The sequence below is a fragment of the Paraburkholderia sp. genome, assembly GCF_036488795.1.
Lineage (GTDB): Bacteria > Pseudomonadota > Gammaproteobacteria > Burkholderiales > Burkholderiaceae > Paraburkholderia.
In genome coordinates this window covers 1-24,426 of the sequence record NZ_DASXHA010000142.1, presented here as the reverse complement: position 1 = coordinate 24,426, position 24,426 = coordinate 1, and the positions used below count along the sequence as shown (strand labels likewise).

Annotated in this window: 21 protein-coding genes; 17 read left to right on the top strand and 4 right to left on the bottom strand. The window is 62.9% G+C overall.

The features are described from left to right. Positions 1–5 precede the first annotated feature (5 nt). The 7 genes from ltnD (at position 6) to VGH41_RS21075 (ending at position 7,432) form a co-directional block, all read left to right on the top strand. Positions 6–896, top strand: coding sequence for an L-threonate dehydrogenase (ltnD, locus tag VGH41_RS21105; RefSeq protein WP_331599502.1), 891 nt, complete (start codon positions 6–8; stop codon positions 894–896). A gap of 15 nt (positions 897–911) precedes the next feature. Next, positions 912–2,222: a 3-oxo-tetronate kinase gene (gene otnK / locus VGH41_RS21100; protein WP_331599501.1), complete on the top strand. Its 1,311-nt coding sequence runs from the start codon at positions 912–914 to the stop codon at positions 2,220–2,222. After that, a complete protein-coding gene (locus tag VGH41_RS21095) occupies positions 2,219–2,875 on the top strand; it encodes an aldolase (protein ID WP_331599500.1) in 657 nt (218 codons plus the stop codon). The genes otnK and VGH41_RS21095 overlap by 4 nt, the downstream gene beginning before the upstream one ends. Positions 2,876–2,951: 76 nt before the next feature. Then, positions 2,952–3,740 carry a 2-oxo-tetronate isomerase gene (otnI, locus tag VGH41_RS21090; RefSeq protein WP_331599499.1) on the top strand — a complete coding sequence of 263 codons (789 nt, stop codon included), beginning with the start codon at positions 2,952–2,954 and terminating at the stop codon, positions 3,738–3,740. Positions 3,741–3,792: 52 nt separating this feature from the next. Continuing rightward, positions 3,793–4,773, top strand: coding sequence for a D-erythronate dehydrogenase (gene denD, locus VGH41_RS21085; RefSeq protein ID WP_331599498.1), 981 nt, complete (start codon positions 3,793–3,795; stop codon positions 4,771–4,773). Positions 4,774–5,180: 407 nt separating this feature from the next. Then, a complete protein-coding gene (gene pcaF / locus VGH41_RS21080) occupies positions 5,181–6,383 on the top strand; it encodes a 3-oxoadipyl-CoA thiolase (RefSeq protein WP_331599497.1) in 1,203 nt (400 codons plus the stop codon). A gap of 470 nt (positions 6,384–6,853) precedes the next feature. Next, on the top strand, positions 6,854–7,432 hold the full coding sequence (locus tag VGH41_RS21075; protein WP_331599496.1) for a hypothetical protein: 579 nt from the start codon (positions 6,854–6,856) through the stop codon (positions 7,430–7,432). 80 nt (positions 7,433–7,512) lie between these two features. On the opposite strand, the gene VGH41_RS21070 is transcribed toward VGH41_RS21075, so the two are convergent. Continuing rightward, entirely contained in the window at positions 7,513–9,465 is a 1,953-nt protein-coding gene (locus VGH41_RS21070; protein WP_331599495.1) for a sigma-54-dependent Fis family transcriptional regulator, read from the bottom strand. Between the two features lie 451 nt (positions 9,466–9,916). On the opposite strand from VGH41_RS21070, the gene VGH41_RS21065 reads away from it, so the two are divergent. The 5 genes from VGH41_RS21065 (at position 9,917) to lipA (ending at position 15,205) form a co-directional block, all read left to right on the top strand. Next, positions 9,917–11,014 carry an ATP-NAD kinase family protein gene (locus VGH41_RS21065; RefSeq protein ID WP_331599494.1) on the top strand — a complete coding sequence of 366 codons (1,098 nt, stop codon included), beginning with the start codon at positions 9,917–9,919 and terminating at the stop codon, positions 11,012–11,014. Positions 11,015–11,096: 82 nt separating this feature from the next. Further along, complete coding sequence (locus VGH41_RS21060; RefSeq protein WP_331599493.1) at positions 11,097–12,080, top strand: thiamine pyrophosphate-dependent dehydrogenase E1 component subunit alpha; 984 nt, start codon at positions 11,097–11,099, stop codon at positions 12,078–12,080. 36 nt (positions 12,081–12,116) lie between these two features. Further along, positions 12,117–13,121 carry an alpha-ketoacid dehydrogenase subunit beta gene (locus VGH41_RS21055; RefSeq protein WP_331599491.1) on the top strand — a complete coding sequence of 335 codons (1,005 nt, stop codon included), beginning with the start codon at positions 12,117–12,119 and terminating at the stop codon, positions 13,119–13,121. Between the two features lie 3 nt (positions 13,122–13,124). Continuing rightward, the gene (locus VGH41_RS21050; RefSeq protein WP_331599490.1) at positions 13,125–14,237 is read left to right on the top strand and encodes an acetoin dehydrogenase dihydrolipoyllysine-residue acetyltransferase subunit; all 1,113 of its coding nucleotides are present in this window, start codon (positions 13,125–13,127) and stop codon (positions 14,235–14,237) included. 2 nt (positions 14,238–14,239) lie between these two features. Next, entirely contained in the window at positions 14,240–15,205 is a 966-nt protein-coding gene (gene lipA, locus VGH41_RS21045) for a lipoyl synthase (RefSeq protein WP_331599489.1), read from the top strand. 57 nt (positions 15,206–15,262) lie between these two features. On the opposite strand, the gene VGH41_RS21040 is transcribed toward lipA, so the two are convergent. Further along, positions 15,263–16,012, bottom strand: a complete 750-nt coding sequence (locus tag VGH41_RS21040) for a hypothetical protein (RefSeq protein ID WP_331599488.1) — start codon at positions 16,010–16,012, stop codon at positions 15,263–15,265. Between the two features lie 272 nt (positions 16,013–16,284). Here VGH41_RS21040 and VGH41_RS21035 point away from each other — a divergent pair, with 272 nt between their 5' ends. From VGH41_RS21035 to VGH41_RS21015, 5 genes are all read left to right on the top strand, one after another. Beyond that, complete coding sequence (locus VGH41_RS21035; RefSeq protein WP_331599487.1) at positions 16,285–16,824, top strand: sigma-70 family RNA polymerase sigma factor; 540 nt, start codon at positions 16,285–16,287, stop codon at positions 16,822–16,824. After that, positions 16,824–17,639 (top strand): anti-sigma factor, encoded by an 816-nt coding sequence (locus VGH41_RS21030; protein ID WP_331599486.1) that lies wholly within the window; start codon positions 16,824–16,826, stop codon positions 17,637–17,639. The genes VGH41_RS21035 and VGH41_RS21030 overlap by 1 nt, the downstream gene beginning before the upstream one ends. Positions 17,640–17,835: 196 nt before the next feature. Then, entirely contained in the window at positions 17,836–18,780 is a 945-nt protein-coding gene (locus tag VGH41_RS21025) for a metallophosphoesterase family protein (protein WP_331599485.1), read from the top strand. Between the two features lie 45 nt (positions 18,781–18,825). Beyond that, the gene (locus VGH41_RS21020; protein ID WP_331599484.1) at positions 18,826–19,155 is read left to right on the top strand and encodes a cupredoxin family copper-binding protein; all 330 of its coding nucleotides are present in this window, start codon (positions 18,826–18,828) and stop codon (positions 19,153–19,155) included. A gap of 155 nt (positions 19,156–19,310) precedes the next feature. Then, positions 19,311–20,852 (top strand): methyl-accepting chemotaxis protein, encoded by a 1,542-nt coding sequence (locus VGH41_RS21015; protein ID WP_331599483.1) that lies wholly within the window; start codon positions 19,311–19,313, stop codon positions 20,850–20,852. 33 nt (positions 20,853–20,885) lie between these two features. Here the strand turns inward: VGH41_RS21015 and VGH41_RS21010 are convergent, their stop codons facing one another. Together VGH41_RS21010 and gabD are read right to left on the bottom strand one after the other, a co-directional pair. Next, the gene (locus tag VGH41_RS21010; protein ID WP_414696691.1) at positions 20,886–22,493 is read right to left on the bottom strand and encodes an EAL domain-containing protein; all 1,608 of its coding nucleotides are present in this window, start codon (positions 22,491–22,493) and stop codon (positions 20,886–20,888) included. Between the two features lie 335 nt (positions 22,494–22,828). After that, positions 22,829–24,301, bottom strand: coding sequence for an NADP-dependent succinate-semialdehyde dehydrogenase (gabD, locus tag VGH41_RS21005; RefSeq protein ID WP_331599534.1), 1,473 nt, complete (start codon positions 24,299–24,301; stop codon positions 22,829–22,831). Between the last annotated feature and the right edge of the window lie 125 nt (positions 24,302–24,426).

Genomic DNA, 24,426 nt, shown 5'->3' with positions numbered 1-24,426 from the left:
GGAGCATGTCCGGAAAGGTCGGCGTGATTGGTTTGGGCGCGATGGGTTTGGGCGTTGCCCGATCCTTGCTGCGAGCAGGCTTTCAGGTCCACGCGTGCGATTTGCGCAGCGCGGTGTTGCAAGGATTCGTCGCGGAAGGCGGGATGGGTTGCGCGAGTCCGGCGGAACTGGGCGCGCAATGCGAAACGGTGATCACGCTCGTGGTCAATGCGGCGCAGACCGAAGCGGTATTGTTCGGCAGCGAAGGCGCGGTGGCGCAGATGAAACCCGGTAGCGTGGTGATTGCGAGCGCAACGGTCGCACCGGACTTCGCCGTCGCGCTGGGCAAGCGCGTCGAAGCGGCCGGTTTGCTGATGCTCGATGCACCGGTCTCGGGCGGCGCGGCGCGCGCCGCCGCTGGCGAAATGACCATGATGACCTCCGGTCCCGCCGCTGCCTACGCGGCATGCGAGCCCGTGCTGGCCGCGATTGCCGCGAAGGTGTACCGGCTAGGCGACGCTCACGGTATCGGTTCGAAAGTAAAAGTCATCAACCAGCTGCTGGCAGGCGTGCATATCGCGGCCGCTGCGGAAGCCATGGCGCTGGGCTTGCGCGAGGGCGTCGACGCCGAAGCGCTTTACGACGTCATCACGCATAGCGCGGGCAACTCGTGGATGTTCGAGAATCGCGTGCCGCATATTCTGAAGGGCGATTACACGCCGTTGTCTGCGGTGGACATCTTCGTCAAGGACCTGGGTCTCGTGCTCGATACCGCGCGCCGCACGAAATTTCCGTTGCCGCTTTCGGCGGCGGCGCATCAGATGTTCATGATGGCGTCGGCGGCAGGGCATGGCGGCGAAGACGATTCAGCGGTGATCAAGATCTTTCCCGGCATCGACGTGCCGGCGGCGCAATAACGAGGAGCGAGCGATATGACGGGTTCTGCCACACGTGCGTTGCTCGGCTGCATTGCCGACGACTTCACCGGCGCGACGGATCTCGCGAACATGCTGGTGCGCGGCGGTATGCGCACGGTGCAGACGATCGGTGTGCCGTCGTCCAGTGAGCCGCTTGAAGCCGATGCATTGGTGGTCGCGCTGAAATCGCGCACGATTCCGGTCAGGGACGCCGTCACGCAAGCGCTGGCCGCGCTCGAATGGTTGCGCGCGCAAGGATGCCGGCAGTTTTTCTTCAAGTACTGCTCGACCTTCGATTCGACCGACGCGGGCAACATCGGTCCGGTGGCGGACGCGCTGCTCGACGCGCTGTGCGGCGCCGATGCGCAAGCTTTCACGATTGCCTGTCCCGCGTTTCCGGAAAACGGCCGCACGCTTTATCGCGGCCATCTGTTCGTAGGCGATGTTCTGCTCAACGAGTCCGGCATGGAACATCATCCGCTCACGCCGATGACCGACGCCAACCTCGTGCGCGTCTTGCAGCGCCAGACTGAATCGAAGGTCGGACTGGTGCGCTACGACAAGGTGGCGCAGGGCGCCGAGGCGGTGCGCGTGTCGTTTGCAGCGTTGCAGCAAGACGGCGTGCGGATGGCGATTGCCGACGCGGTCTGTGACGCGGACCTGCACACGCTTGGCACAGCCTGCGCGAATCTCAAGCTGGTCACCGGGGGGTCAGGACTCGCCCTGGGTTTGCCGGACAATTTCCGCCGCGCCGGTTTGCTGGCCACCACCGCGAACGCGGCACAGTTGCCTAAGGTCGAAGGCCTGTCCGCCGTGCTGGCCGGAAGTGCATCGAAGGCGACCAACGCGCAGGTGGCCGCGTGGCGCGATGCGTCGCGGCCGGCGTTCCGGATCGATCCCCTGGCGATTGCGCGCGGGGCACCCGTGGTCGAGGAGGTGCTCGCGTTCGCGCGCGAGTACGCCGTCACGGGTCAACCGGTCCTGATCTACGCCACCGCTACGCCGGATGAAGTGAAGGTCGTCCAGCGCGAACTCGGTGCCGAGCACGCTGGGGAGCTGGTCGAAAAAACACTCGCCGCGATTGCGCAGGGTCTGCGTGATCTGGGGGTGCGCAAGTTCGTGGTCGCGGGCGGCGAGACTTCGGGCGCGGTCGTGCAGGCACTCGATGTGCGGATGCTGCGCATCGGCGCGCAGATCGATCCAGGGGTGCCTGCTACCGCCACCACCGGCGACGCACCGTTCGCGCTGGCGCTCAAATCCGGCAACTTCGGCGCCACGGATTTCTTCGCGAAAGCGCTGCGTCATCTGGAGGGCGCCGCAGCATGACGCCGGCGATCCGCTCCAGCAACGAGGCTGACGTGCGCGAGGAAATCTGCTCGACCGGCGCGAGCCTGTACGAACGCGGCTATACGGTGGGCACGGCGGGCAATATCAGCGCGCGTCTCGACGACGGCTGGCTCATCACGCCCACCGATGCCTGTCTTGGCCGGCTCGATCCCGCCGATATCGCCAAGGTCGACCTGGCCGGCAACGCGGTCTCGGGCGGCAAGCCGTCGAAGACCCTGGCGCTGCATCGTGGCATCTATGCACGCAACCCGCATACGCGCGGCGTCGTGCATACCCATTCGACCCATCTCGTCGCGCTCACGCTGGCCGGCGTATGGAGCGACGCCGACGTGCTGCCTCCCATCACGCCGTATTACGTGATGAAAGTGGGTCACGTACCGCTGATTCGCTATCGTCGCCCGGGAGATCCGCAGGTTGCGGAACAGATCGCGGCGCTTGCCGACAGCGTGCGCGGCGTGCTGCTCGAGCGGCTCGGCCCGGTCGTGTGGGAGCGCTCGGTCGCGCAGGCATCGTATGCACTGGAAGAACTCGAAGAAACCGCGCGGCTCTGGCTGATGTCGAACCCGCGCCCCGCGCCGCTCGACGAGGCCGCGCTCGAAGAATTGCGCACGGTGTTCGGTGCGCGCTGGTAATGCTGCTCCGGGCAGGCTGTCACGCATCACATCCAGCTGTCCGGGATTCGTCTAGTCAAACCAAGGAGTTGCTGTAATGCCTCGCTTCGCTGCCAATCTGACGATGATGTACACCGAACACGGCTTCCTCGAACGTTTTGCCGCTGCCGCGCAAGACGGCTTCAAGGCCGTGGAATACCTGTTTCCCTATGATTTTCCGGCGGCCACGCTGAAGGCGCTGCTGGCCGAGCACGGCCTCACCCAGGTGCTGTTCAATGCGCCGCCAGGCGACTGGGCGGCGGGCGAGCGCGGCATCGCTTCGTTGCCGGGGCGCGAGGACGAGTTTCGCCGCAGCGTGGATACCGCGCTCGAATACACTCGCGAGCTCGGCAATCGCAAGCTGCACGTGATGGCGGGTTTGCTCGGCGCCGGTCAAGCGCGCGAACGGCATCGCGAGGTGTATTTGCAGAACCTCGCGTATGCGGCGAAAACTGCTCAGGCCGAAGGCGTCATGATCGTCATCGAGCCGATCAACACGCGCGATATGCCCGGCTTTTTCCTCAACCGTCAGGATGACGCGCAGGCGATCTGCGCGGAAGTGGGCGCGCCGAATCTGAAGGTGCAATTCGATTGCTATCACTGTCAGATCGTCGAAGGCGACCTCGCGGTCAAACTGAAGCGTGATATGCCGGGCATCGGCCATATTCAGGTAGCGGGTGTGCCGGAGCGCAACGAGCCGGATAGCGGTGAATTGCACTATCCGTACCTGTTCGATGTAATCGACCAGCTCGGCTATGACGGCTGGATTGGTTGCGAGTACCGGCCGCGCGCGGGTACGTCGGCCGGGCTCGGGTGGGTCAAGCCGTACCTGAAGAACCAGGCTTGAAGAACGACGCTTGAAGCAAAGCGACTGGTAACGATCAAGGACGCTCGACATCATGAAAGTACTGATCACAGGCGGCGCAGGTTTTCTTGGCCAGCGCCTCGCGCGTGAACTGCTCTCACGCGGCGAACTGAAGGACCCGGACGGCAAGCCGCAGAAGATCACCGAATTGATCCTGCTGGACGTGGTAGCGGCAACGGGTTTCGACGACCACCGCGTGCGTATCGAGGTGGGCGATATCGCCGAGCGCAGCGTGCTCGAAGGCGTGATCGACGACACGACCTCGGCGATTTTCCATCTGGCCGCGATTGTCAGCGGCCAGGCCGAAGCGGAGTTCGATCTGGGCATGCGCATCAATCTCGACGCTTCGCGTTTGCTGCTTGAAGTCTGCCGGATGCGCGGGCATCGGCCGCGCGTCGTGTTTACGAGTTCGGTCGCCGTGTATGGCGGCGAGATGCCCGAGCTCGTACGCAGCGACACGGCGCTCAATCCGCAAACCTCATACGGAACGCAAAAGGCGATCGCCGAATTGCTGCTCAACGATTACTCGCGACGCGGTTTCGTCGACGGCCGCGTGCTGCGCCTGCCGACCATCAGCGTGCGGCCGGGCAAACCGAACGCGGCGGCTTCGTCGTTTGCGAGCGGCATCATTCGTGAGCCATTGAACGGCGAGACGACGGTCTGTCCGGTGTCACGCAGCACGAAGGTGTGGCTGCTGTCGCCGCGCAACGCGATTGCGTCGCTGATTGCCGGGCTTGAAATCGACGCAGACGTGCTGGGCATGCAGCGCGCGCTCAATCTGCCGGGCATCTCGGTCAGCATCGACGAGATGGTCGCGGCGCTGCGCGAAGTCGCCGGAGAGCACGTGGCGGCGCGCATCGAATGGAAAGTGGATCCGCGCATCGACAAGATCGTCGCTGGCTGGGCCGTGCGTCTCGACGCCACGCGTGCCGAGCAACTCGGTCTGAAGGGCGATGCCAGTTTCGCGGACGTGATCCGCAGCTATATCGAAGACGAAAAGATTCGTCTGACTTGAGGCGGCTGGCCGCGCTTCCTTCCTGTTCTTCCCGTCAGCGGTTTGTGGGCGTGCTGCGCCGCCTTCGCCGTCCCAAACCGCATCCATTCCCCTTGCTGGTAATCCCTGGCCCTGTCTGCGCATGCTTGACAGGGTTTCCGGCACGCGCCTATTATCGAGCCTGAATGTTCGATATACGATCTGTTGTTCATATATCGAACAAAACTCGAATCCGCCGGAACCATTCGCTGCTATCCTGCACTGGGGTTGTACGGAGTCCACGGTGGCAGCGTGGCTTGGATTCCGCAGAGTCCTTCCGCTTGCCGTCGCCTCATGCATGAGCGGCCATGGCGCGTTGCGCGACACCAGACGGGTGTAGCGGCTCACGCGGCGGCGCAAGCGGCGCAGTATCCAACTGGAGACATCACATGACTGAAGCTTTCCTGTGCGACGCGATTCGCACGCCAATCGGCCGCTACGCGGGTGCCCTGTCGTCGGTCCGCGCCGACGATCTGGGCGCAGTGCCGCTCAAGGCGCTGATGGAGCGCAACAAGGACGTCGACTGGAGCGCCATTGACGACGTCATCTATGGCTGCGCCAATCAGGCGGGCGAAGACAACCGTAACGTCGCGCGCATGTCGTTGCTGCTGGCAGGTTTGCCGGAGGGCGTGCCGGGTTCCACCGTGAATCGTTTGTGCGGGTCGGGCATGGACGCGGTCGGCATCGCCGCGCGTGCGATCAAATCGGGCGAGGCGGCCCTGATGGTGGCAGGCGGCGTCGAAAGCATGAGCCGTGCGCCGTTCGTGATGGGTAAAGCGACCAGCGCATTCTCACGTCAGGCCGACATCTACGATACGACGATCGGCTGGCGCTTCGTCAATCCGCTCATGAAACAGCTGTACGGTGTCGATTCGATGCCGGAAACCGGCGAAAACGTCGCCACGGACTACCACGTGAGCCGCGCCGATCAGGACGCTTTCGCGCTGCGCAGCCAGCAGAAAGCCGCGCGTGCACAACGTGATGGCACGCTCGCGCAGGAAATCGTCTCGGTGACGATCGCGCAGAAGAAGGGTGATCCGCTGGTGGTGTCGCAAGACGAGCATCCGCGTGAAACCAGTCTCGAAGCACTCGCGAAGCTCAAGGGCGTGGTGCGTGCGGACGGCACGGTGACGGCGGGCAATGCGTCGGGCGTCAACGACGGCGCTGCGGCCCTGCTGCTCGCCAACGAAGCCACGGCGAAGCGTTTCGGCCTGACGCCGCGTGCGCGCGTGCTCGGCATTGCCACCGCGGGCGTCGCACCGCGCGTGATGGGCATCGGCCCGGCACCGGCTACCCAGAAATTGCTGGCGCGTCTGAACATGAACATCGGTCAGTTCGACGTGATCGAACTGAATGAGGCGTTTGCGTCGCAGGGCCTCGCGGTGTTGCGCGCACTGGGCGTGGCGGACGACGACGCGCGCGTCAATCCGAACGGCGGCGCGATTGCGCTGGGCCATCCGCTTGGCATGAGCGGCGCGCGCCTCGTCACGACGGCCATGTATCAGCTGCAGCGCACCCAGGGCCGCTTTGCGCTGTGCACGATGTGTATTGGCGTCGGCCAGGGCATCGCGATCGCGATCGAACGCGTTTGAGTTTGCTTATGTAAGGCGTCAGTTTCGCGAATGCCCCGTTTTGTGATGAAACGGGGCATTTTTTTCGCCTTGAGAATGTGTGGATATTCGGGGACGTGGGTTTTAAATCGCAGTTTTGCAGATTCTGAATAATTCGGTAAATAATTAGTACGATTGTGTCATTCCGGATGCATTCAACGTGTGCTGCCTTGAGGACAGAATGGCGTTTTCACTCATGCTGCCTGATCGGCCAGGACATGCCCACAGCGTGCCTTTTAAATCATTAAATGAAATATCAAACCCTTTTGATTCCGATTTGGAAATAGCTGCGAGGTCTGGCGCTTTTGGCCTCGGCATGTACAATCATTGCGCTGGCGTTCTTTGAAATAATGTCTTGCAAAAGACATATTGCATTCAATGGTGCTGTAAATCGGCATTTACGCAGCGACTTTGGCGCCGTGCCGGACCAGGTGATTTCAAGGAGAACATCAATGAAGGCAGCGACGATTGGAGCAGCATGGCTGGTGGCGGCCGCCGCCACGGCGCAACCCGTTTGGGCACAGGACCCGCTCGCGAGCAACGCGCGCAGCGTAATCGATGCGGTGCAGCCGGTGCATGTGAAGGCGGAAATCGTGGGCATTGATGCGGGCACACGCTCGCTGATCCTGCAAGGGCCGGGGGGCAATACGGTCACCGTCCTCGTGAGCCAGCAAGTGGAAGGGTTCGACAAGCTGAAGGTGGGCGACCGGGTCGATGTCCTCTATAAGAACGCGTTGCTCGTGAAGGCCGACAAGGTCGCCAATAACGGCATCCGCACGCGTGTCGACACGCAGGTCTACGCGCCGGCGTCGGGCGGCTTCGAGTCGGCGCGCCAGATCGAGGTGCTCGCCACCGTGCAGAAGATCGACAGGAAGAAGCGTCTCGTTACGCTGCGTGGCGCCGCCCAGACACAGACCTTGCAAGTCGCGCCGGACATCGACCTGAAGGGCGTGAAGGTGGGCGACATGATTCACGCCGTATTCGTTTCGGCCGCGGCTGTGCAGGTCACGCCACAGGATGCGGCGCAATAAGCTCAAACCTAGCGGTTTCAACGGCTGAGAATAGATCAACACCCCTCAAGGCAGGGGTGTTGGTTCTTCTGATGGCGGCATCAACCGCGATGCGGACCGACAATCCGGAGTTTAGCGATGCGCCTGTACAAGGTTGCGCGTGAGATGCCGAGCGCCGCGGCGGCCGCATTGGGCCGCCATTGATGACGCGTCAGTGCCTCGACGATACGTGTGCGTTCGTCGCAAGGCTCGCCGGGGATTGCGCCGAATAGCGCGGGCTGGGTTGGGCCGTTGGGCGCCAGCGCCGCGGCGATATCCGGCGCCAGATGCTTTAACTCCACACGCGTCGAATCGCACACGACGCAGGCATAGCGCAGGACATTGCGCAACTGGCGGATGTTGCCCGGCCACGCGAAGTCGCATAAGCGGCTCGCGAGTTGCGCATCCAGCGTCAGCACGTGTCCGGCGGTTTGCGCTTCCTCGTCGAATACCGCGTCGATCACGTCGCGGATGTCCGCGCGCTCACGCAGCGGCGGCATTTGCAGCGTTGCGCCGCTCAGCCGGTAGTACAGATCTTCGCGGAACGTGCCTTGCGCAACCATTTGCGCGAGGTCGCGGTGAGTCGCGCAAATCACGTCGACATCCACCCGCACCGGCGCATCGCCGCCAAGCGGCACGACTTCGCCTTCCGCCAGCACGCGCAGCAAGCGCGTCTGCAAGTTGAGCGGCATATCGCCGATCTCGTCGAGAAACAGCGTACCGGTATGCGCGAGCGCGATCTTGCCGCGCGCCCCCCGGCTGCGTGCGCCAGTGAACGCGCCCGGCGCATAACCGAATAATTCGCTTTCGATCAGCGATTCGGGAATCGCCCCGCAATTCACTGCGACGAACGGCCGTGCGCGTCGCACGCCCGAATCGTGCACGGCGCGGGCAAACACTTCCTTGCCGACACCGGTTTCACCGAGGATCAGAATAGGCAGCCGCTTGCCGGCGATGCGCAACGCCACCTGCGCGTTATGTGCAATGCGCGGATCGGCGCTATGCAGGAAGCGGCTGATCGGGCCGAGGTTGCTGTCGGCCAGCGTCTCGCGCGCCACCCCTGCGGCGAGCCCATTGGACACGCTGCGTGTCGGCCGCCTGAGCGGCGCGCGAATGCGCGCATACAGCGTCGCGCCGCTCGCGCGCAAGCGCAGCGCGACGATCGCGTCGGTGCGTGCGACGTCATGCAAATGCACGTCGGACGTATCGAACACATCGTCGATATGGCGTGGGCCGCTCAGCCCCGCAATGCATTCGTGCGCCTTGCGATTCGACGCGACGAGATTGCCGCATTCGTCGAAGGCGATCAGCACTTCCGGTTGGGCTTCGACGAAATTGCGGCTCGAATGGCCAAACAGAATCCAGTGCTGCGTGGTCTGGTTCAGGAAGTAGCCATCCTCGATCAGGCCCGCGCTTTGCCGCACGAGCTGGAACACGAGGCGCTGGCTGTCGCGGTTGTCCGGCGACTGCACCGCTGATGCATCGAGCACGCCGATCATCTCGCCGGTCGGCGCAAAGATGGGCGCCGCACTGCAGGTGAGGGTGGTGAAGGCCGCCCGGAAGTGGTCCGTCTTGTGCACGGTGATGGGTGCGAGGTCCGTCAGCACGTTCGCCACGCCACAGGTCCCTTCCTCGCGCTCCGACCAGCATGAGCCGATGTACAGGCCCGCGTGTTTGAAATCGCTGCGACGGTCGCGCTCGATGCGGTAGTCGATCGTCACGCCGTGCGCGTCGGTCAGCATCACGCAATAGTCGGCCACGCGAATCATGTCATGCAGCCGGGTCAGGCATTGCCCCGATGCGCGCAGGAACGCCTCTTCCTTGCTTTGCACTTCGCGTAGTTCGGCAGAGGTGAGCACGCGTGGCCCGATCGAAGCGCCTGGGTCCAGCCGATATTCTTCGAATGAACGCTGCCACGACGACACAAGACGCGGCGAACCGGCGGGCGCAGGCAGCCGTCCTTCAATGGCGCCGCGCACCCGGTCGACGTGCTGTGTTTGAGAGACGTAGGGCATGGCCGGCTCCCTTCAGACGACGCGGTGAGTGCAGGCTGTTCTTGTAGCACATCCGTTCGACGCAATCACCCTGCAATGCAGCATGTGAGACGTGTGAGACGTTTGTCTCAGGCAGGCGTGAGACATTGGTGTACATGTTCAGAGGCCGATGTGGCGGGGCTCTGCGTGGTGCCGGCACGCGTCTTTGAGACGCGCGACACGTCGCGCGACACGTGGTTGAGACGTCTCACAGTGTTGGCGCGGTTGCTAGTCACGTCTCGAAGATGAGGTCCCTATATCGCGAAACCCCTGTAAACAAGCGGTTTTCGTGGGCTTGTCGCGTACATGTCTGTGTTTTGGCATAGCCTTTGCAGTGTCTCTGCCAGTCACGAAGCGCGGCGGTAGTCCGGTGCTTCATACAACGAATCCGCTTCGCATGCGGAAGACAACCATGTTGCGTGGAGACAGCACAGTGTCATTGCCCATCACCGTCGGCGTGATCGCGAACCCCGCATCCGGACGCGATATTCGTCGTCTTACCAGTCATGCGTCGGTATTCCCGACTTCCGAAAAAGCCAACATGGTGGTGCGTTTGCTGGCGGGACTGGGCGTGCTCGGCGTCGAGCGCGTGCTGACGCTGCGCGACCGAACCGGCGTCGCGGCCTTGCTGCTGCGCGCCATCGATACACACGCGGCAACCGTCGAGCCACAGCGCTGGCCCGAAGTCGAATTCTTCGATCTGCCCATCACCGACAGCGTCGCGGATACCCACGCCGGTGTCGCCGCCATGGTGCGCGCCGGCGTGAGCCTGATTGCCGTGCTGGGCGGCGACGGCACCCATCGTGCAGTGGCCGCGCATTGCGGCGATGTGCCATTGCTGACGCTGTCCACCGGCACCAACAACGCCTTCCCCGACCTGCGCGAGGCGACCGTCGCCGGTCTGGCGGGCGCGCTGGTCGCGTCCGGCGCAGTGCCCGATGAGGTCGCGTTGACGCGCAACAAGCGTCTCGTGGTGCGCTGTGTCGCAGGGCCGAACTGCGGCCGCGAAGAGATTGCACTCGTCGATGTGTGCGTGAGCCGGCAACGCTTCGTGGGCGCGCGCGCCGTGTCGGAGCCGGCCGATATCGAAACGCTCTTTCTCACCTTCGCGGCGCCCGACGGAATCGGACTCTCGTCGATCGGCGGTGCATGGGCGCCGGTGGAACGCACCGCGTCGCATGGTCTGCATCTGCGTTTTGCGCGCCCCGGCGAAGACGGTGTGCCGCTGATCGCGCCGATCGCCCCCGGCCGTGTCGAGCAGGTGACGATGCGCACCTGCGAACGCTTCGAAGTCGGCGTATGGACGCCGTTGCATACCGAACACGGCACGCTCGCCTTCGACGGCGAGCGCGAAATCGAACTCGAACGGGCTGACCGCTATGAGATTTCGCTCGATTGGGGCGGCCCGCTCACGGTCGACGTCGAACGCACGCTGCGTTATTCGGCTTCGCGTCAACTGATGCGCGAAGCGCTGGACACCACGCTCATCACGGATGAAGCCGCGGCAAGCGCCGCACCACCGCGCAGGTAGTCGACGTCCGCAATGTTCTGATGATTGCGCGACGTTGGTTGAGGCAGGCAGTGCATTTGATTCCACTCCAAGGAGACACACCATGTCGGTTTCAAGTCAGTTGAGCAAGGAAAAACTGCTGGAGGCGTACCGGATGATGCGCACGATCCGCGAATTCGAGGAACGTCTGCACGTCGAATTCGCCACCGGCGAGATTCCCGGATTCGTGCACCTGTATGCGGGCGAAGAGGCGTCCGCAGTCGGCACGATGCTGCATCTGGATGCGGCGGACTATGTGGCGACCACCCACCGCGGTCACGGCCATTGCATTGCCAAAGGCGTGGACGTGCGCGGCATGATGGCCGAGATCTATGGCCGCAAAACGGGCGTGTGTCACGGCAAGGGTGGCTCCATGCACATCGCGGATCTGTCGAAGGGCATGCTGGGCGCGAACGGCATCGTGGGGGCGGGCGGCCCATTGATCTGCGGTGCGGCGCTCGCCGCCAAGTACAAGAAAAGCGGCGGCGTAGGCGTGTGTTTCTTTGGCGACGGCGCGTCGAATCAGGGCGTGATTTTCGAATCGATGAATCTCGCGTCAGTGTGGCGCCTGCCTGCCATCTTCGTAGCCGAAAACAACGGCTATGCGGAAGCGACCTCATCGACGTATTCGGTTGCCACCGACAACATCGCGGATCGGGCGAGCGGCTTCGGCATGCCGGGCGTGATCGTCGATGGATTCGATTTCTTCGCGGTACACGAAGCGCTAGGCGAAGCGATCGAGCGGGCCCGCAAGGGTGGTGGTCCGACGCTCGTCGAAGTGAAATTTTCCCGCTATTTCGGCCATTTCGAGGGCGATGCGCAGACCTATCGCGCACCCGGTGAAGTGCAAAAACTGCGCGACGAGAAAGACTGCCTGAAGCGATTCGAAGAGCGCGTGGTGCGCGCGGAAATGCTGACGTCCGACGAATTGCGCGGCATCGACGCCGAGGTCAAGCAGTTGATCGACGCTGCGGTGAGCGAGGCCAAAGCGGCGCCGCTGCCTACCGCCGAGGATTTGCTGACGGATGTGTACGTGTCGTACCCCTAACGTAACCCGCATCGCAAACCGACACTGGAGACAGACATGGCACGGAAGATCACATTTTCTCAGGCGATCAACGAAGCACTGAGTCAGGAGATGGCGCGCGACGAAAGCGTCATCGTGATGGGCGAGGACAACGCGGGCGGGGCAGGTTCGCCTGGCGAGCAGGACGCATGGGGCGGCGTGCTCGGCGTGACGAAGGGACTCTTTCACAAATACCCGGGACGGGTGCTCGATACGCCGCTCTCCGAAGGCGGTTATATCGGCGCGGCAGTGGGCGCGGCGGCGTGCGGGATGCGTCCGGTAGCGGAGTTGATGTTTATCGACTTCATGGGCGTGTGCTTCGATCAGATCTTCAATCAGGCCGCCAAGTTTCGCTATATGTTCGGCGGCAAGGCGGTCACGCCGGTCGTGATTCGCGCGATGCAAGGCGCGGGCTTGCGCGCAGCCGCACAGCACTCGCAAATGCTGACCTCGCTGTTCACCCATATCCCCGGCCTCAAAGTGGTGTGCCCGTCCACCCCCTATGACGCGAAAGGCCTGCTGATTCAGGCGATTCGCGACAACGACCCGGTGATTTTCTGCGAGCACAAACTGCTGTACGGCCGCGAGGGCGACGTCCCCGAAGAGTTGTATGCGATTCCCTTCGGCGAGGCGAACGTGGTGCGCGAAGGTGACGACGCAACCATCGTCACGTATGGACGGATGGTGCATTTAGCCACCGAGGCAGCCGAGAAACTGGCCAAGGACGGCATCCAGGTGGAAGTGATCGACTTGCGCACGACCTCGCCGCTCGACGAAGAAACCATTCTCGAAAGCGCGGAACGCACCGGGCGTGTGGTGGTGGTGGACGAAGCCAATCCGCGCTGCTCGATCGCCACTGATATTGCGGCGCTCGTCGCACAACGTGCTTTTCATTCGCTGAAAGCGCCGATCGAACTCGTCACCGCGCCACACACCCCCGCGCCGTTTTCCGGCGTGCTGGAAGACATGTATATCCCGTCGGCCGACAAGATCGCCGCCGCCGTCATGAAAGTGAGGAGCTGAGCAATGCCGATTCATATGATTACGATGCCCAAGTGGGGCCTTTCGATGCAGCAGGGACAGGTCAACGGGTGGCTCAAGGCAATCGGTGACAAGGTCGGTAAGGGCGATGAGGTGCTCGACGTGGAATCGGACAAGATCGCGTCCGGCGTCGAGTGCGCCTTCGACGGCACCTTGCGCAGGCAGGTCGCACAGGAGGGCGACACGTTGCCGGTCGGCGCGCTGCTGGGTGTGGTGGCGGATGTGGAGACGCCGGATGCGGAAATCGATCAGGCTGTCGAAGCGTTTCAGCGCGACTACGTGCCGCCGAGCGACGACGCGACCGACGTAGGGCCCCAGCCCGAGAAGGCGCAGATCGGCGGGCGCACGCTGCGGTATCTGAAGCTTGGCGAAGGCGGCACACCGGCCGTGCTGATCCATGGTTTCGGCGGCGATCTGAATAACTGGCTCTTCAATCATGCCGACCTCGCCGCACATCGGGCAGTGTGGGCGCTCGATCTGCCGGGGCACGGTGAATCGGGCAAGGCCGTGGAAACCGGTGACGTGGATGAGCTGGCCGCCAGCGTGATTGCGTTGCTCGACGATCGCGGGATCGAACGCGCGCATCTGATCGGACATTCGATGGGCGCTCTGGTGGCGATGGCGGTCGCCGAGAAAACGCCGGGACGGGTGGCCTCGTTGTCGCTGATCGCGGGCGCGGGGCTCGGGGAGGAAATCAACCGCGACTATATCGACGGTTTCGTGGCCGGCAGCAGCCGTAATACGCTCAGGCCGCATCTGGCGAAACTGTTCGCGGACCCTACGCTCGTGACGCGTCAACTGATCGAAGATATCGTCAAGTACAAACGGCTGGAGGGCGTCAACGAGAGCCTGCAGAAGATCGCATCGTCCGCGTTCGACGGCAACACGCAGCGCCGTCTGTACCGTGATCGTCTCGCACGACTCGCGCCACGCACGCTGGTGATCTGGGGCGCGCAGGACCAGATCATTCCGGCGAGTCACGCGCAAGGTCTGCAAGGGGACATTCGCGTGCAGGTGATCGACGGCAAGGGGCACATGGTGCAGATGGAGGCGGCCTCCGAGGTGAACCGTTTGCTCAACGATTTCCTCGGAGCATGACCATGGACGCCGCACTGCATGGCGACAGCGTCACGGCACTCGGTCAGCATGGGTTGCGCAGCCGTGACAAGCTCGCGCGGATTCCGGTGAAAGTCGTGCGGACCGAGGCGGATGTCTTGCCCAAACCGCCGTGGCTGCGCGCGAGACCGATGATGAGCGAGACCGTGGCCGGCATGGCGGCGATCCTGAGAGAACACCGGCTGCATTCGGTGTGTGAGGAGGCAATGTGCCCGAACATCGGCGAGTGCTTTGCGCAGCGCACGGCGACCTTCATGATCATGGGCGGCATCTGCACGCGGCGCTGCGCGTTTTGCGATGTTGCGCACGGACGTCCCGAAGCGCTGGATGAAGCAGAACCGCAACGCCTCGCCGATGTCGTCGCGGCATTAGGGCTGCGCTACGTGGTGATCACGTCCGTGGACCGCGACGATCTGCGCGACGGGGGCGCCGCGCACTTCGCACGTTGCGTTGCGCTCTTGCGTGAGCGTGTGCCGGGAATCCGCGTCGAAGTGCTGACGCCGGATTTCCGCGGCCGCATCGAACGCGCGCTCGCGGCTTTGGCGCTGGCGTGGCCGGACGTGTTCAATCACAACATCGAAACCGTGCCGGCCCTTTATCGCGCGGCACGCGCCGGCGCGGACTATCGCGGCTCGCTGGAATTACTGGCGCGTGTCAAACAGGCGAATCAGGCGCTGCTGACCAAATCGGGCCTGATGGCAGGCCTTGGCGAAACCGACGCCGAACTGCTCGAGACCATGCGCGATCTGCGCGCACATGGAGTCGACGTGCTGACCATCGGTCAATATCTCGCGCCGTCGCGCTTTCATATGCCCGTGCGGCGCTACGTGACGCCGGAGACCTTCAACGACCTGCGCGAGCAAGGACTGCAGATGGGTTTTCACGAGGTCGTGGCCGGGCCGCTGGTGCGCTCGTCGTATCACGCTGACCAGGTTAAGGAGCTTGGGTGAACCAATGGAGAGGCCGCAACCTCCGGTGGTGCGATGCGTCGGTTGACTGATCATTGATTACAGATTGAACGACGCCTTGCGCAATCTGCGCCGCTCGAGCCAGTTGCGCAACTGGCCGGCAACGAACGCACTGATGATGAGCGACAGATAGAGCGTCACGAGATTGTGACGCCACGTTTCGAGCGCGGCCTGGTGCGCGACCAGGATTGGATCGGCCGCGGGCAGTGTGGCGCGCATTGCCACAACCGCGTGCTTCATGCGCACGAAGCCAGCCGCGGACAGCAGGGGCATGCCCACCAGAAAGGCAAGCAGCGCAGGCTTGGCGCGGCGCACGCGCGGATAGTGGCGCAAACGCAGCCACAGGCCAAGGCAGCCGTGTAGCCAGCCTGGCGCCAGCAGCGCCAGTTGCAAGCCTTGCGTGCCGCTCGTAATCAGCAGGATCACGATGCGCTCGTAGTTCGGTTCGAAGCCATAGAGCGAACTGGCGAGCCGTGTGGCGACCGCGTGACGAATCAGCAGCAGCGGCAGGCTGAGCCCGGCCCATAGGCGTATCCATTCGGTCCTCGAGAGCGTCCAGTGGCGGCGTCCGTAGATCGTGCGCAGGGCGAGCGAAAAATGTAGCAGGGTGCCCCCGTAGAGAAGGACTGTTCCGGGCACGCTATGCCAGAGCCGCAGCGCCAGCACGAGCCCGTGTCCGGCAAGGTCGATCGACCAGATGCCGAGCGCATGGTTGACCAGGTGCAGAAACAGATAGATGAGCAGCACGACGCCCGATGCAAGTTGCAGGCGGCGCAGGATGGTTTCCACGAGAACGGCTCCCAGAACGATTGTGCAGTATGCGACGAGGAGACGCGCTCGCGCTGCGGGATATTCCCAGGTACCGGTCAAAATGCGTGCGGCGGTTGAGCCGTTCGGCGTGTGGGGCGCCCGCACGCCTCTCGCTATGGTGCTCAACGCGGCTACAATGCCTCTGAAATCACTCGTAATACGGATTTATTTCGAGCAAACGGAATAAAACTCGCACGCCGGCAGTCTGCTGGATGTCGGTCACGAATAGGGGTTACCGCAGGGATTTCTCAATGGCCGATCCAAACACTGCGAAGCGCTTCGAAACGCTCGTATTGCCTCACATGAATTCGGCCTTCAACGTTGCACGTTGGCTGACGCATAACGACCAGGACGCCCAGGACGTCGTCCAGGAGGCGTATCTGCGCGCGTTCCGCTTTTTTGGCGGATTTCGCGGCGAGGACGCCCGCGCCTGGCTGTTGAGCATTGTGCGTAATACGTTTTACACCTGGCATCAGCAGAACCGCGGGCACGCGGCGCAAACCACGGAGTTTGAGGAAGACATGCATAGCCTCGAGATTCCTGACGCCGATCGCGACGACAGCCCGGAAGCGCTGCTGATTCGCAGCCAGAGTCGCAAGCGGGTGCATATGGCGTTACGCGGTCTGCGTCTGGAGTACCGGGAGGTGGTTGTGCTGCGGGAACTGGAGGAGTTGTCGTATAAGGAAATCGCCGTCATCGTGGGGATCCCAATGGGGACGGTGATGTCTCGCCTCGGGCGCGGACGCCAGCAACTCGCGGCGTTGCTCGCCCCGACGGATCAGGAGGCGTGATGGATCACGAACAGGCGTTTGAACTACTGGCAGGCTATATCGACGACGAGTTGAGCCTGTCCGAGGCGCTCGAATTCGAGCGTCACCTCGCGGGCTGCGAAGCCTGCAAGCGGGCCTACGAGCAGCAGCGCAAGGTCAGCGCGCAACTCAGGCAGGCGGATTTGCGTCTGGAAGCGCCGGCGGAGCTGGTGAAGCGCATTCGCGCCTCGCTGCCCGGACGCCGCTCGTGGTGGCAGCGGCTCGCGGCGCGCTTCGGCGCCGAGGGCGGCGCGGGTGGCTTCGCCGGCTTCGGCACACGTGGCGGCACGCTGGGTTGGGGGCCGGTGGGCGTCATGGCGCTCAGTCTGGTAGCGCTGAGCTGGAGCGCGGGGCTGTATCTGTCGATGCCATCGGGCAACAGCCGCCTCACTGAAGAACTGGTGGACAGCCACGTGCGGTCGTTGCAGTTCAATCACCTTTACGACGTGATCTCGACAGACCGCCATACGGTCAAGCCGTGGTTCGACGGCAAGCTCGACTTCGCGCCGCCGGTGGTGGACCTCGCGCAACAGGGCTATCCGCTGGTGGGCGGCCGGCTCGACTATCTGGATGGGCGAGCGGTCGCGGTAATGGTGTATCGCTACAAGCTGCATCCAATCAACCTGTATGTCTGGCCGGGCAATGATGCGAGCGCGACGCCGCGCCTCTCCGAGCGGCAGGGCTATCACCTCGCGCACTGGAGTGCTGGCGGGATGAATTACTGGGCGGTGACAGACGCAGGCGACACGGAACTGGACGGCTTCCTCGCGGCGTTGCGCGCCCATTCGGCTTCATAGCAGTGGCGGGGCACGTTGCGATGCGCCGGGTGCCACGGGTGCCGCGCAGAAAAGTCGGCGAATCAGGTAACGCCGCATAAAAGTGCCAAAGCGCGGAATAAAGCGGACGGCGCGCAAGTCTACTTCTCGAATCCAGTCAGGCGGCCCGCCGGATGATCCGGCGGCCAACCTCCTGATCCTTCGTCGAGAGGTCACCATGTCGTTAGATCATCTATCCAATCCGTCGCGCCGCGACGCGCTGAAATGCCTCGCCTTTGGCGGCGTGGGTACGCTGTTCGTGCTCGCGGGCGGGGTTCTCACTCCAATGGATCTCGCGCTTGCGGCGGAAGCCAAAGCCTCGTCAAAAGCGGCTGGCGTACCGCTTTTTCTGCAGATCAGCGACACGCACATTGGCTTTAACAAAGAAGCCAATCCCGATGTGGCCGGCACGCTCAAGCAGACCATCGAGTTCGTCAACGCAATGCCCGTCAAGCCGGCGTTGACCATCCATACGGGCGACATCACGCATTTGTCGAAGCCGGAGCAGTTCGATCTCGCGGCGCAGTTGATGTCGGGCCTGAATATCACGGAGTTGCATACCGTGCCCGGCGAACACGACGTGACCGACGGCCCCGGCACCGAATACTTTAACCGCTTCGGGCAGGCTTCCGACAACAAGGGCTATTACAGCTTCGATCATAACGGTGTGCATTTCATTGCACTCGTCAACGTCATGCACTTCAAGCCGAATGGTTTGGGCGGCCTTGGCGACGATCAGCTCGAATGGCTGGAAAACGATCTAAAAGGGCGCTCGTCGAGCACCCCGATTGTCGTCTTCGCCCATATGCCGTTATGGACCATCTACGAACCCTGGGGTTGGGGTACCGGCGACGCGGGGCAGGCAATGAGCTACCTGAAGCGTTTCGGTTCGGTCACCGTGCTGAATGGCCATATTCACCAGATCGTCTCGAAGGTGGAAGGCAATATCACGTTTCACACGGCACGTTCGACGGCCTATCCGCAACCCACGGCCGGCAACGGGCCTGGTCCGATGCCGCTGACGGTTGCGAGCGACCAGCTGCCGAAGATGCTGGGGGTCACGAGCATCCAGATCAAACGGCATCCGTTAAAGGCTACGTTGGACGACAGCACGCTCGTCTAAGTAACGTCAATCTTGCAGATCTCATCACCCATCAGGAAATCAGTCATGCTAACGAAAGTTATTCGCCGTGTTCTTGCCGCGTCACTTGTGGGATCGATGCTGACGGCGGGCGTCGCGCAGGCGCAGGAACCGAATGCGGTCACCATCAAGAACTTTATGTTTTCGCCGATGGCGCTTACCGTGAAGGCGGGCGAGACCGTGACGTGGAAGAATCTCGACGGCGAGCCGCATACCGTGGTGAACGACGCCGGCCTGTTCCGCTCAGCCGCGCTCGATCAGAACGACACCTACCAGTTCAAATTCGACAAACCGGGCGTCTATAAGGTGTTTTGCGGCATTCATCCCAACATGAAGGAGACGATTACGGTGCAGTAGGTGTGCGAGGGACGCACCGGGGGAAATTTGTCGGAAGAATAGTGGGGACATCTTCGTGACGGCATGCGTAAAGTTTTACGTCGCGCGGCCGTTAATGCCATTGAGACCGGCCTGTATGGGCCGGCCGCCCAATCTCCCGGAGCGCTCGCCGTATCATGTTTTCCCGATTCTCGATCAAGGCCCGTATCTGGGCGACGGTGGGGTGCCTCGTGGCGCTGCTGGTGGTCATCGGGATGCTGGACCAGTTCAGCACCGAATCCGGCAGAACTGCGTTGCGCGAAACCTATTCCGTGCAACTCGCCTCGGCTGTGGCAATTGGCGATAGCAAGTACAACCTCGCAATCGCCCGCGCGACGATGGACCGTGCGCTGCTGCACCCGGAAGCGCCGGACGTCCCCACTCTGATCACCAAGACGCGCGGTTATCTGGACACATCGAAGCAGGCGCTGGCCCGCTACCTCGCACAGCCTCACGACGCCGACGAGCAGCGTCTGGTCGACGCCGTGACCGCCAACTTCGACAAGCTCCTCAACGAAGGCGTCGAGCCCGCCTTGCAGGCGCTCCAGCACGGCGATGCGAAAACCGCTGACATGCTCACCATGACGGTCGTGCCGGTGCTGTCGCTCGCGCTGACGAAGAGCACCGAACAACTGAACGCGTACCTGCTCAAGCGCGGCGCCGACAATTACGACGGCTTCCAGCAAACGCTCGCAACCATGAGCCTGGTGGCGGGCGGCCTGCTGCTACTGGGTATTGCAATCGCCGCGTTGTGCGCGGTGGGACTGCAGAGGGCGATTTCGGTGCCGTTGGCGGCGGCGCTGCGCGCCTGCTCGGCGATTTCGAAGGGCGATCTCACCCAGACGATTACCTCCACCTCGCGCGATGAAATGGGCACCCTGCTGCGCGCGCTTGCAGCAATGCGCGACGCTCTGTTGGGCACGGTCTCGTCGGTGCGCGACAGCAGTGGCACGATGGTGACGGCGACTCAGGAGATCGCGGCGGGAAATGCGGATCTGTCACGACGCACCGAATCGCAAGCCGCCGCCCTGGAGGAAACCGCCGCGAGCATGGAGCAGCTGACGGCGACAGTCAAACAGAACAATGCCAACGCGAGCCATGCCAGCCAGCTGGCGAAAGAGGCATCCGAAATCGCCGCGAGCGGCGGCGGCGTGATGGACCGCGTGGTCGACACGATGGCCGATATTCACGAGCAGTCCGAAAAGATGTCGGCGATCATTGGTGCAATCGAAGGCATCGCGTTTCAGACCAATATCCTTGCGCTGAACGCCGCTGTCGAAGCGGCGCGGGCCGGCGAGGAGGGCAGGGGTTTTGCGGTCGTCGCGAGCGAGGTCCGCACCCTGGCGCAGCGTTCGGCCGCTGCGGCCAAGGAAATCAAGGGATTGATTCAGGCGTCGGCGAGCCGCGTTGGCGACGGCACGGGGCTCGTCGAAACAGCGGGCGCCACGATGCAGCAGATCGTGCAATCCATCCAGAAGGTCAGCGACATCATGAGCGAAGTCGCCGCAGCATCCGGCGAGCAGAGCGACGGTATCGAACAGGTCAACCGTGCGGTTGCGCAGATGGACGAAGTGACCCAGCAAAATGCTGCACTGGTTGAGCAGACCACCGCCGCGGCGCTCTCGCTGGACGAACAGGCGAAGGCACTGCAGATCGCAGTAGCGCGCTTTGTCGTTTAGCTTTAGGGGTAACGGGTGCCGCAGAGCGATGCATCATGAATGCGCCGATTGCGCGGTTTCCAGCCGGTCGGCCAGTTGTTGGGCGGCCAACGGACGCTCATACAGATAGCCTTGACCGAACGGCACGCCTGCTTCGCGCAGCGCCTCATGTTGGGATTCGGTCTCTACGCCTTCCGCAACGATCTGCAAGCCAAAATGCCGTGCTACGGAGACGATTCCCCTGATCAGCTCGGCGCCGCCTGTATCGACTTCGCGCACGAACTGCCGGTCGATTTTCACGAGGTCGAACGGAAAACGGCTCAACAGATCCAGATTGCTGTGCTGCGTGCCGAAATCGTCGATGGCGAAACGGATACCGTGCGCCTTGAGCGTCTCGAAGATCGCCTCTGTATGCGGGTTTTTGTTTAGCAGGAAGCGTTCGGTCAGTTCCAGAGTCAGGCTCAGGCCCGGCGGCAAGGCGTCGTTGACGGCCAGCACTTCGGCCACGAAGTCTTCGCGTTCGAGGTCACTCGGTGCAATATTGACCGCGATACGCAGCGGCAGGCTGGGTGCGTGCCGGCTCATTTCTGCAGCCGCCGTGCGCAGGATGAAGCGTGTGACGTCGGCAAGCAGCGGGCTGGACTCGACTTCGGCCATGAACACGACGGGGCTGATGGGCCCCCACTTCGGATGGCTCCAGCGCAATAACGCTTCTACGCCGACCACGTTGCGGCTCGCGATCTCGACGATCGGCTGATAGACGACGTGCAGTTCGCCGTGTTTCAGGCCGCGCCGTACCGCGTTCAACATCAGGCGGCGCGGTGCGAAGCCGAGCAGGTAGACAGCGGCGATCAGCGCATTCAGCAGCACGCCTATCGCGCCGAACAGCAGACCGTATTTCCAGCGTGTTGCGCTGACAAAGTCCGGCGCCGCGGACAGCTCGATCGAGAACGGCCACGCTCCGGACGCGACGCGCTCCGTGTCGCGCGGCAGCGGCTGCGAGGCCGGAACGAACCTGCCCTCGTCGGTCAGTCGTCCGACGCCCGCCATCGACAAGGCGGGGTGCTGCGCACCGTATCTGACGCCGTGCGCGAGCGTGTCGGCGATGTATTCACCTTCGACGATATAGAGAATGCCGGTGTCTTTCCCGAGAGCGTCGAACACGGCGATGACCGGCACACCTGGCTGGAACCGCGTCTCGGCCAGCAGGTTGATCGTGACGGGCCCGGGACCTGGTTCGAGATAGTTCGAGAGGGGCAGGTCGATCGGCCCGAGGGCGGACGAACAGTAGACGCGCCCATGATCCACCAGCGTGACCACGCGCACGTAAGCGACGTAGGTTTGCAGTTCCGATAGCGAACGCCAGGCGTCGCCGCAACTGCGTCCCGGCAGCGCGGCCAGATCGAGGTGGCGGCGTGTGACGACGCGGCTCAGGATCCTGTCGACGGACGCTGCAAGTTCGCTGCCAACCAGTCGTTCACGCGCGTTGACCGCGCTGGTGGCGTACTGCTCGCCGAGCAGAAGGGAGGCCAGCATGATGACGACGCCCAGGCTGACTGCAGCCAACTGCGACAGACGCGGTGCGATGCCACGCCAGGCAGGCGCCGACCCGTGCGGTTCGACGGTGAATGACTTGCCGACAGCTTTCGACGTGTCGTACATGGCAGCGCGGCAAAAAATGGGGATGGCCACGTCCGTGCCGTGTCTCCCTGGCGGTCGGCGTGGATATTATCGGATGAATATAGCATGCATGTTTTGCGCACGCGAGGACGAACCCGGCGTGCCGTTACGCGTGCCGCATCGTGCGTAAGGAGTGCTGCCGAAATGAAGATGTATACCGTGCAGTTGAATTGACGCAGCCAAACAGCGTCAACGCTGTGAGTGAGGGGAGGCGTGCGCTGGATGCGACAGCACGGGCGTGCTTTAGCGCCAGGTTGCGGCGGCAGTTTTAAACGCGATCACGCGGAGGTCCCACGTGACCGCCACACCTGTACGGCTTAGACGCCGCCGATGCACAGATACTTGATCACGACATAGTCATCGATGCCGTAATGCGAGCCTTCGCGGCCGAGTCCCGATTGCTTGACGCCGCCGAACGGTGCGACTTCGTTCGAGATCAAACCCGTATTGATGCCGACCATGCCGTATTCGAGCGCTTCGGCGACGCGCCACACGCGCCCGATATCGCGGCTATAGAAGTACGAAGCGAGGCCGAATTCCGTATCGTTGGCAAGGGCGATGACTTCCTCGTCCGACGAGAAGCGGAACAGTGGCGCGAGCGGGCCGAAGGTTTCGTCGCGGGCGACTTTCATGGCGGGCGTGACGTCGGCGAGCACGGTCGGTTCGAAGAAACCGTGACCGAGCGCATGGCGTTTGCCACCGGTCACGATACGTGCGCCCTTGGCGAGTGCGTCCTCGATATGCGACTCGACCTTGAGCACGGCGGCTTCGTTGATGAGCGGTCCTTGCGTGACGCCTTCGTCGGTGCCGCGGCCAACCTTCAATTGTTCGACGGCATCGCGCAGTTTGGCTGCGAATGCTTCGTAGACCTTGTCATGCACATAGAAGCGGTTGGTACAGACGCAGGTTTGACCGCTGTTGCGATATTTCGATGCAATGGCGCCGGCGACGGCTGCGTCGAGATCGGCGTCGTCGAAAACGATAAACGGCGCATTGCCGCCGAGTTCGAGCGAGACCTTCTTGACGGTGGGAGCGCATTGCGCCATCAGCAGACGGCCGACTGCGGTTGAGCCGGTGAAGGACAGTTTGCGCACGGTCGGGTTGCCGGTCATTTCCGCGCCGATGACCTTTGGCTCACCGGTGACGACACTGAAGATGCCGGCGGGGACGCCTGCGCGCTCGGCGAGGACGGCGAGTGCGAGCGCGGAGAAGGGGGTGGCTTCGGCGGGTTTGACGATGATCGGGCAACCGGCCGCGAGAGCGGGGCCGACTTTGCGGGTGATCATGGCGGCCGGGAAATTCCAGGGCGTGATGGCGGCGCAGACGCCGACGGGCTCTTTGGTGACGACAATGCGTTTGTCTGCCGCGGGCGTGGGGATGGTGTCACCGTAGACGCGTTTGGCTTCTTCGGCGAACCATTCGAGGAACGAGGCGGCGTAGAGGATTTCGCCTTTGGATTCGGCGAGGGGTTTGCCTTGTTCGGTTGTGAGGATGAGTGCGAGGTCGTCGGCGTTTTCGAGCATCAGGTCGTGCCAGGCACGCAGGATGGTCGACCGTTGTTTGGCGGTTTTTGCGCGCCATGCTGGCCAGGCGTTGTTGGCCGCTTCGATGGCGCGGCGTGTTTCTGAGGTACCCATCCGGGGGATTTTGCCTAGTGGCTCACCGGTTGCCGGGTTCCTGACTTCCAACGTTGATTCGTCATCCGATGTTTTCCATTCGCCGGCGAGGTAGGCTTTTTCCCTGAACAGGGAAGGGTCTTTTAGGGTTTTCTGGAAGTGGGTCAAGGTCATAGTCATGGTCATGGTTTTTTCAATGTCGGGAAATCAGGGTTTTCATGTTTGCCTACGGCGTTGGGCTTTGGTTGTTTGCCTACGGCGTTGGGCTTTCCTTGCATTGTTATTGGTCTATTAGCTTT

Bases quoted from the DNA above. Each gene is read 5' to 3' on its own strand.
- ltnD (WP_331599502.1), top strand. From the start codon at position 6: ATGTCCGGAAAGGTCGGCGTGATTGGTTTGGGCGCGATGGGTTTGGGC.
- otnK (WP_331599501.1), top strand. From the start codon at position 912: ATGACGGGTTCTGCCACACGTGCGTTGCTCGGCTGCATTGCCGACGAC.
- VGH41_RS21095 (WP_331599500.1), top strand. From the start codon at position 2,219: ATGACGCCGGCGATCCGCTCCAGCAACGAGGCTGACGTGCGCGAGGAA.
- otnI (WP_331599499.1), top strand. From the start codon at position 2,952: ATGCCTCGCTTCGCTGCCAATCTGACGATGATGTACACCGAACACGGC.
- denD (WP_331599498.1), top strand. From the start codon at position 3,793: ATGAAAGTACTGATCACAGGCGGCGCAGGTTTTCTTGGCCAGCGCCTC.
- pcaF (WP_331599497.1), top strand. From the start codon at position 5,181: ATGACTGAAGCTTTCCTGTGCGACGCGATTCGCACGCCAATCGGCCGC.
- VGH41_RS21075 (WP_331599496.1), top strand. From the start codon at position 6,854: ATGAAGGCAGCGACGATTGGAGCAGCATGGCTGGTGGCGGCCGCCGCC.
- VGH41_RS21070 (WP_331599495.1), bottom strand. From the start codon at position 9,465: ATGCCCTACGTCTCTCAAACACAGCACGTCGACCGGGTGCGCGGCGCC.
- VGH41_RS21060 (WP_331599493.1), top strand. From the start codon at position 11,097: ATGTCGGTTTCAAGTCAGTTGAGCAAGGAAAAACTGCTGGAGGCGTAC.
- VGH41_RS21055 (WP_331599491.1), top strand. From the start codon at position 12,117: ATGGCACGGAAGATCACATTTTCTCAGGCGATCAACGAAGCACTGAGT.
- VGH41_RS21050 (WP_331599490.1), top strand. From the start codon at position 13,125: ATGCCGATTCATATGATTACGATGCCCAAGTGGGGCCTTTCGATGCAG.
- lipA (WP_331599489.1), top strand. From the start codon at position 14,240: ATGGACGCCGCACTGCATGGCGACAGCGTCACGGCACTCGGTCAGCAT.
- VGH41_RS21035 (WP_331599487.1), top strand. From the start codon at position 16,285: ATGGCCGATCCAAACACTGCGAAGCGCTTCGAAACGCTCGTATTGCCT.
- VGH41_RS21030 (WP_331599486.1), top strand. From the start codon at position 16,824: ATGGATCACGAACAGGCGTTTGAACTACTGGCAGGCTATATCGACGAC.
- VGH41_RS21025 (WP_331599485.1), top strand. From the start codon at position 17,836: ATGTCGTTAGATCATCTATCCAATCCGTCGCGCCGCGACGCGCTGAAA.
- VGH41_RS21020 (WP_331599484.1), top strand. From the start codon at position 18,826: ATGCTAACGAAAGTTATTCGCCGTGTTCTTGCCGCGTCACTTGTGGGA.
- VGH41_RS21015 (WP_331599483.1), top strand. From the start codon at position 19,311: ATGTTTTCCCGATTCTCGATCAAGGCCCGTATCTGGGCGACGGTGGGG.
- VGH41_RS21010 (WP_414696691.1), bottom strand. From the start codon at position 22,493: ATGTACGACACGTCGAAAGCTGTCGGCAAGTCATTCACCGTCGAACCG.
- gabD (WP_331599534.1), bottom strand. From the start codon at position 24,301: ATGACCTTGACCCACTTCCAGAAAACCCTAAAAGACCCTTCCCTGTTC.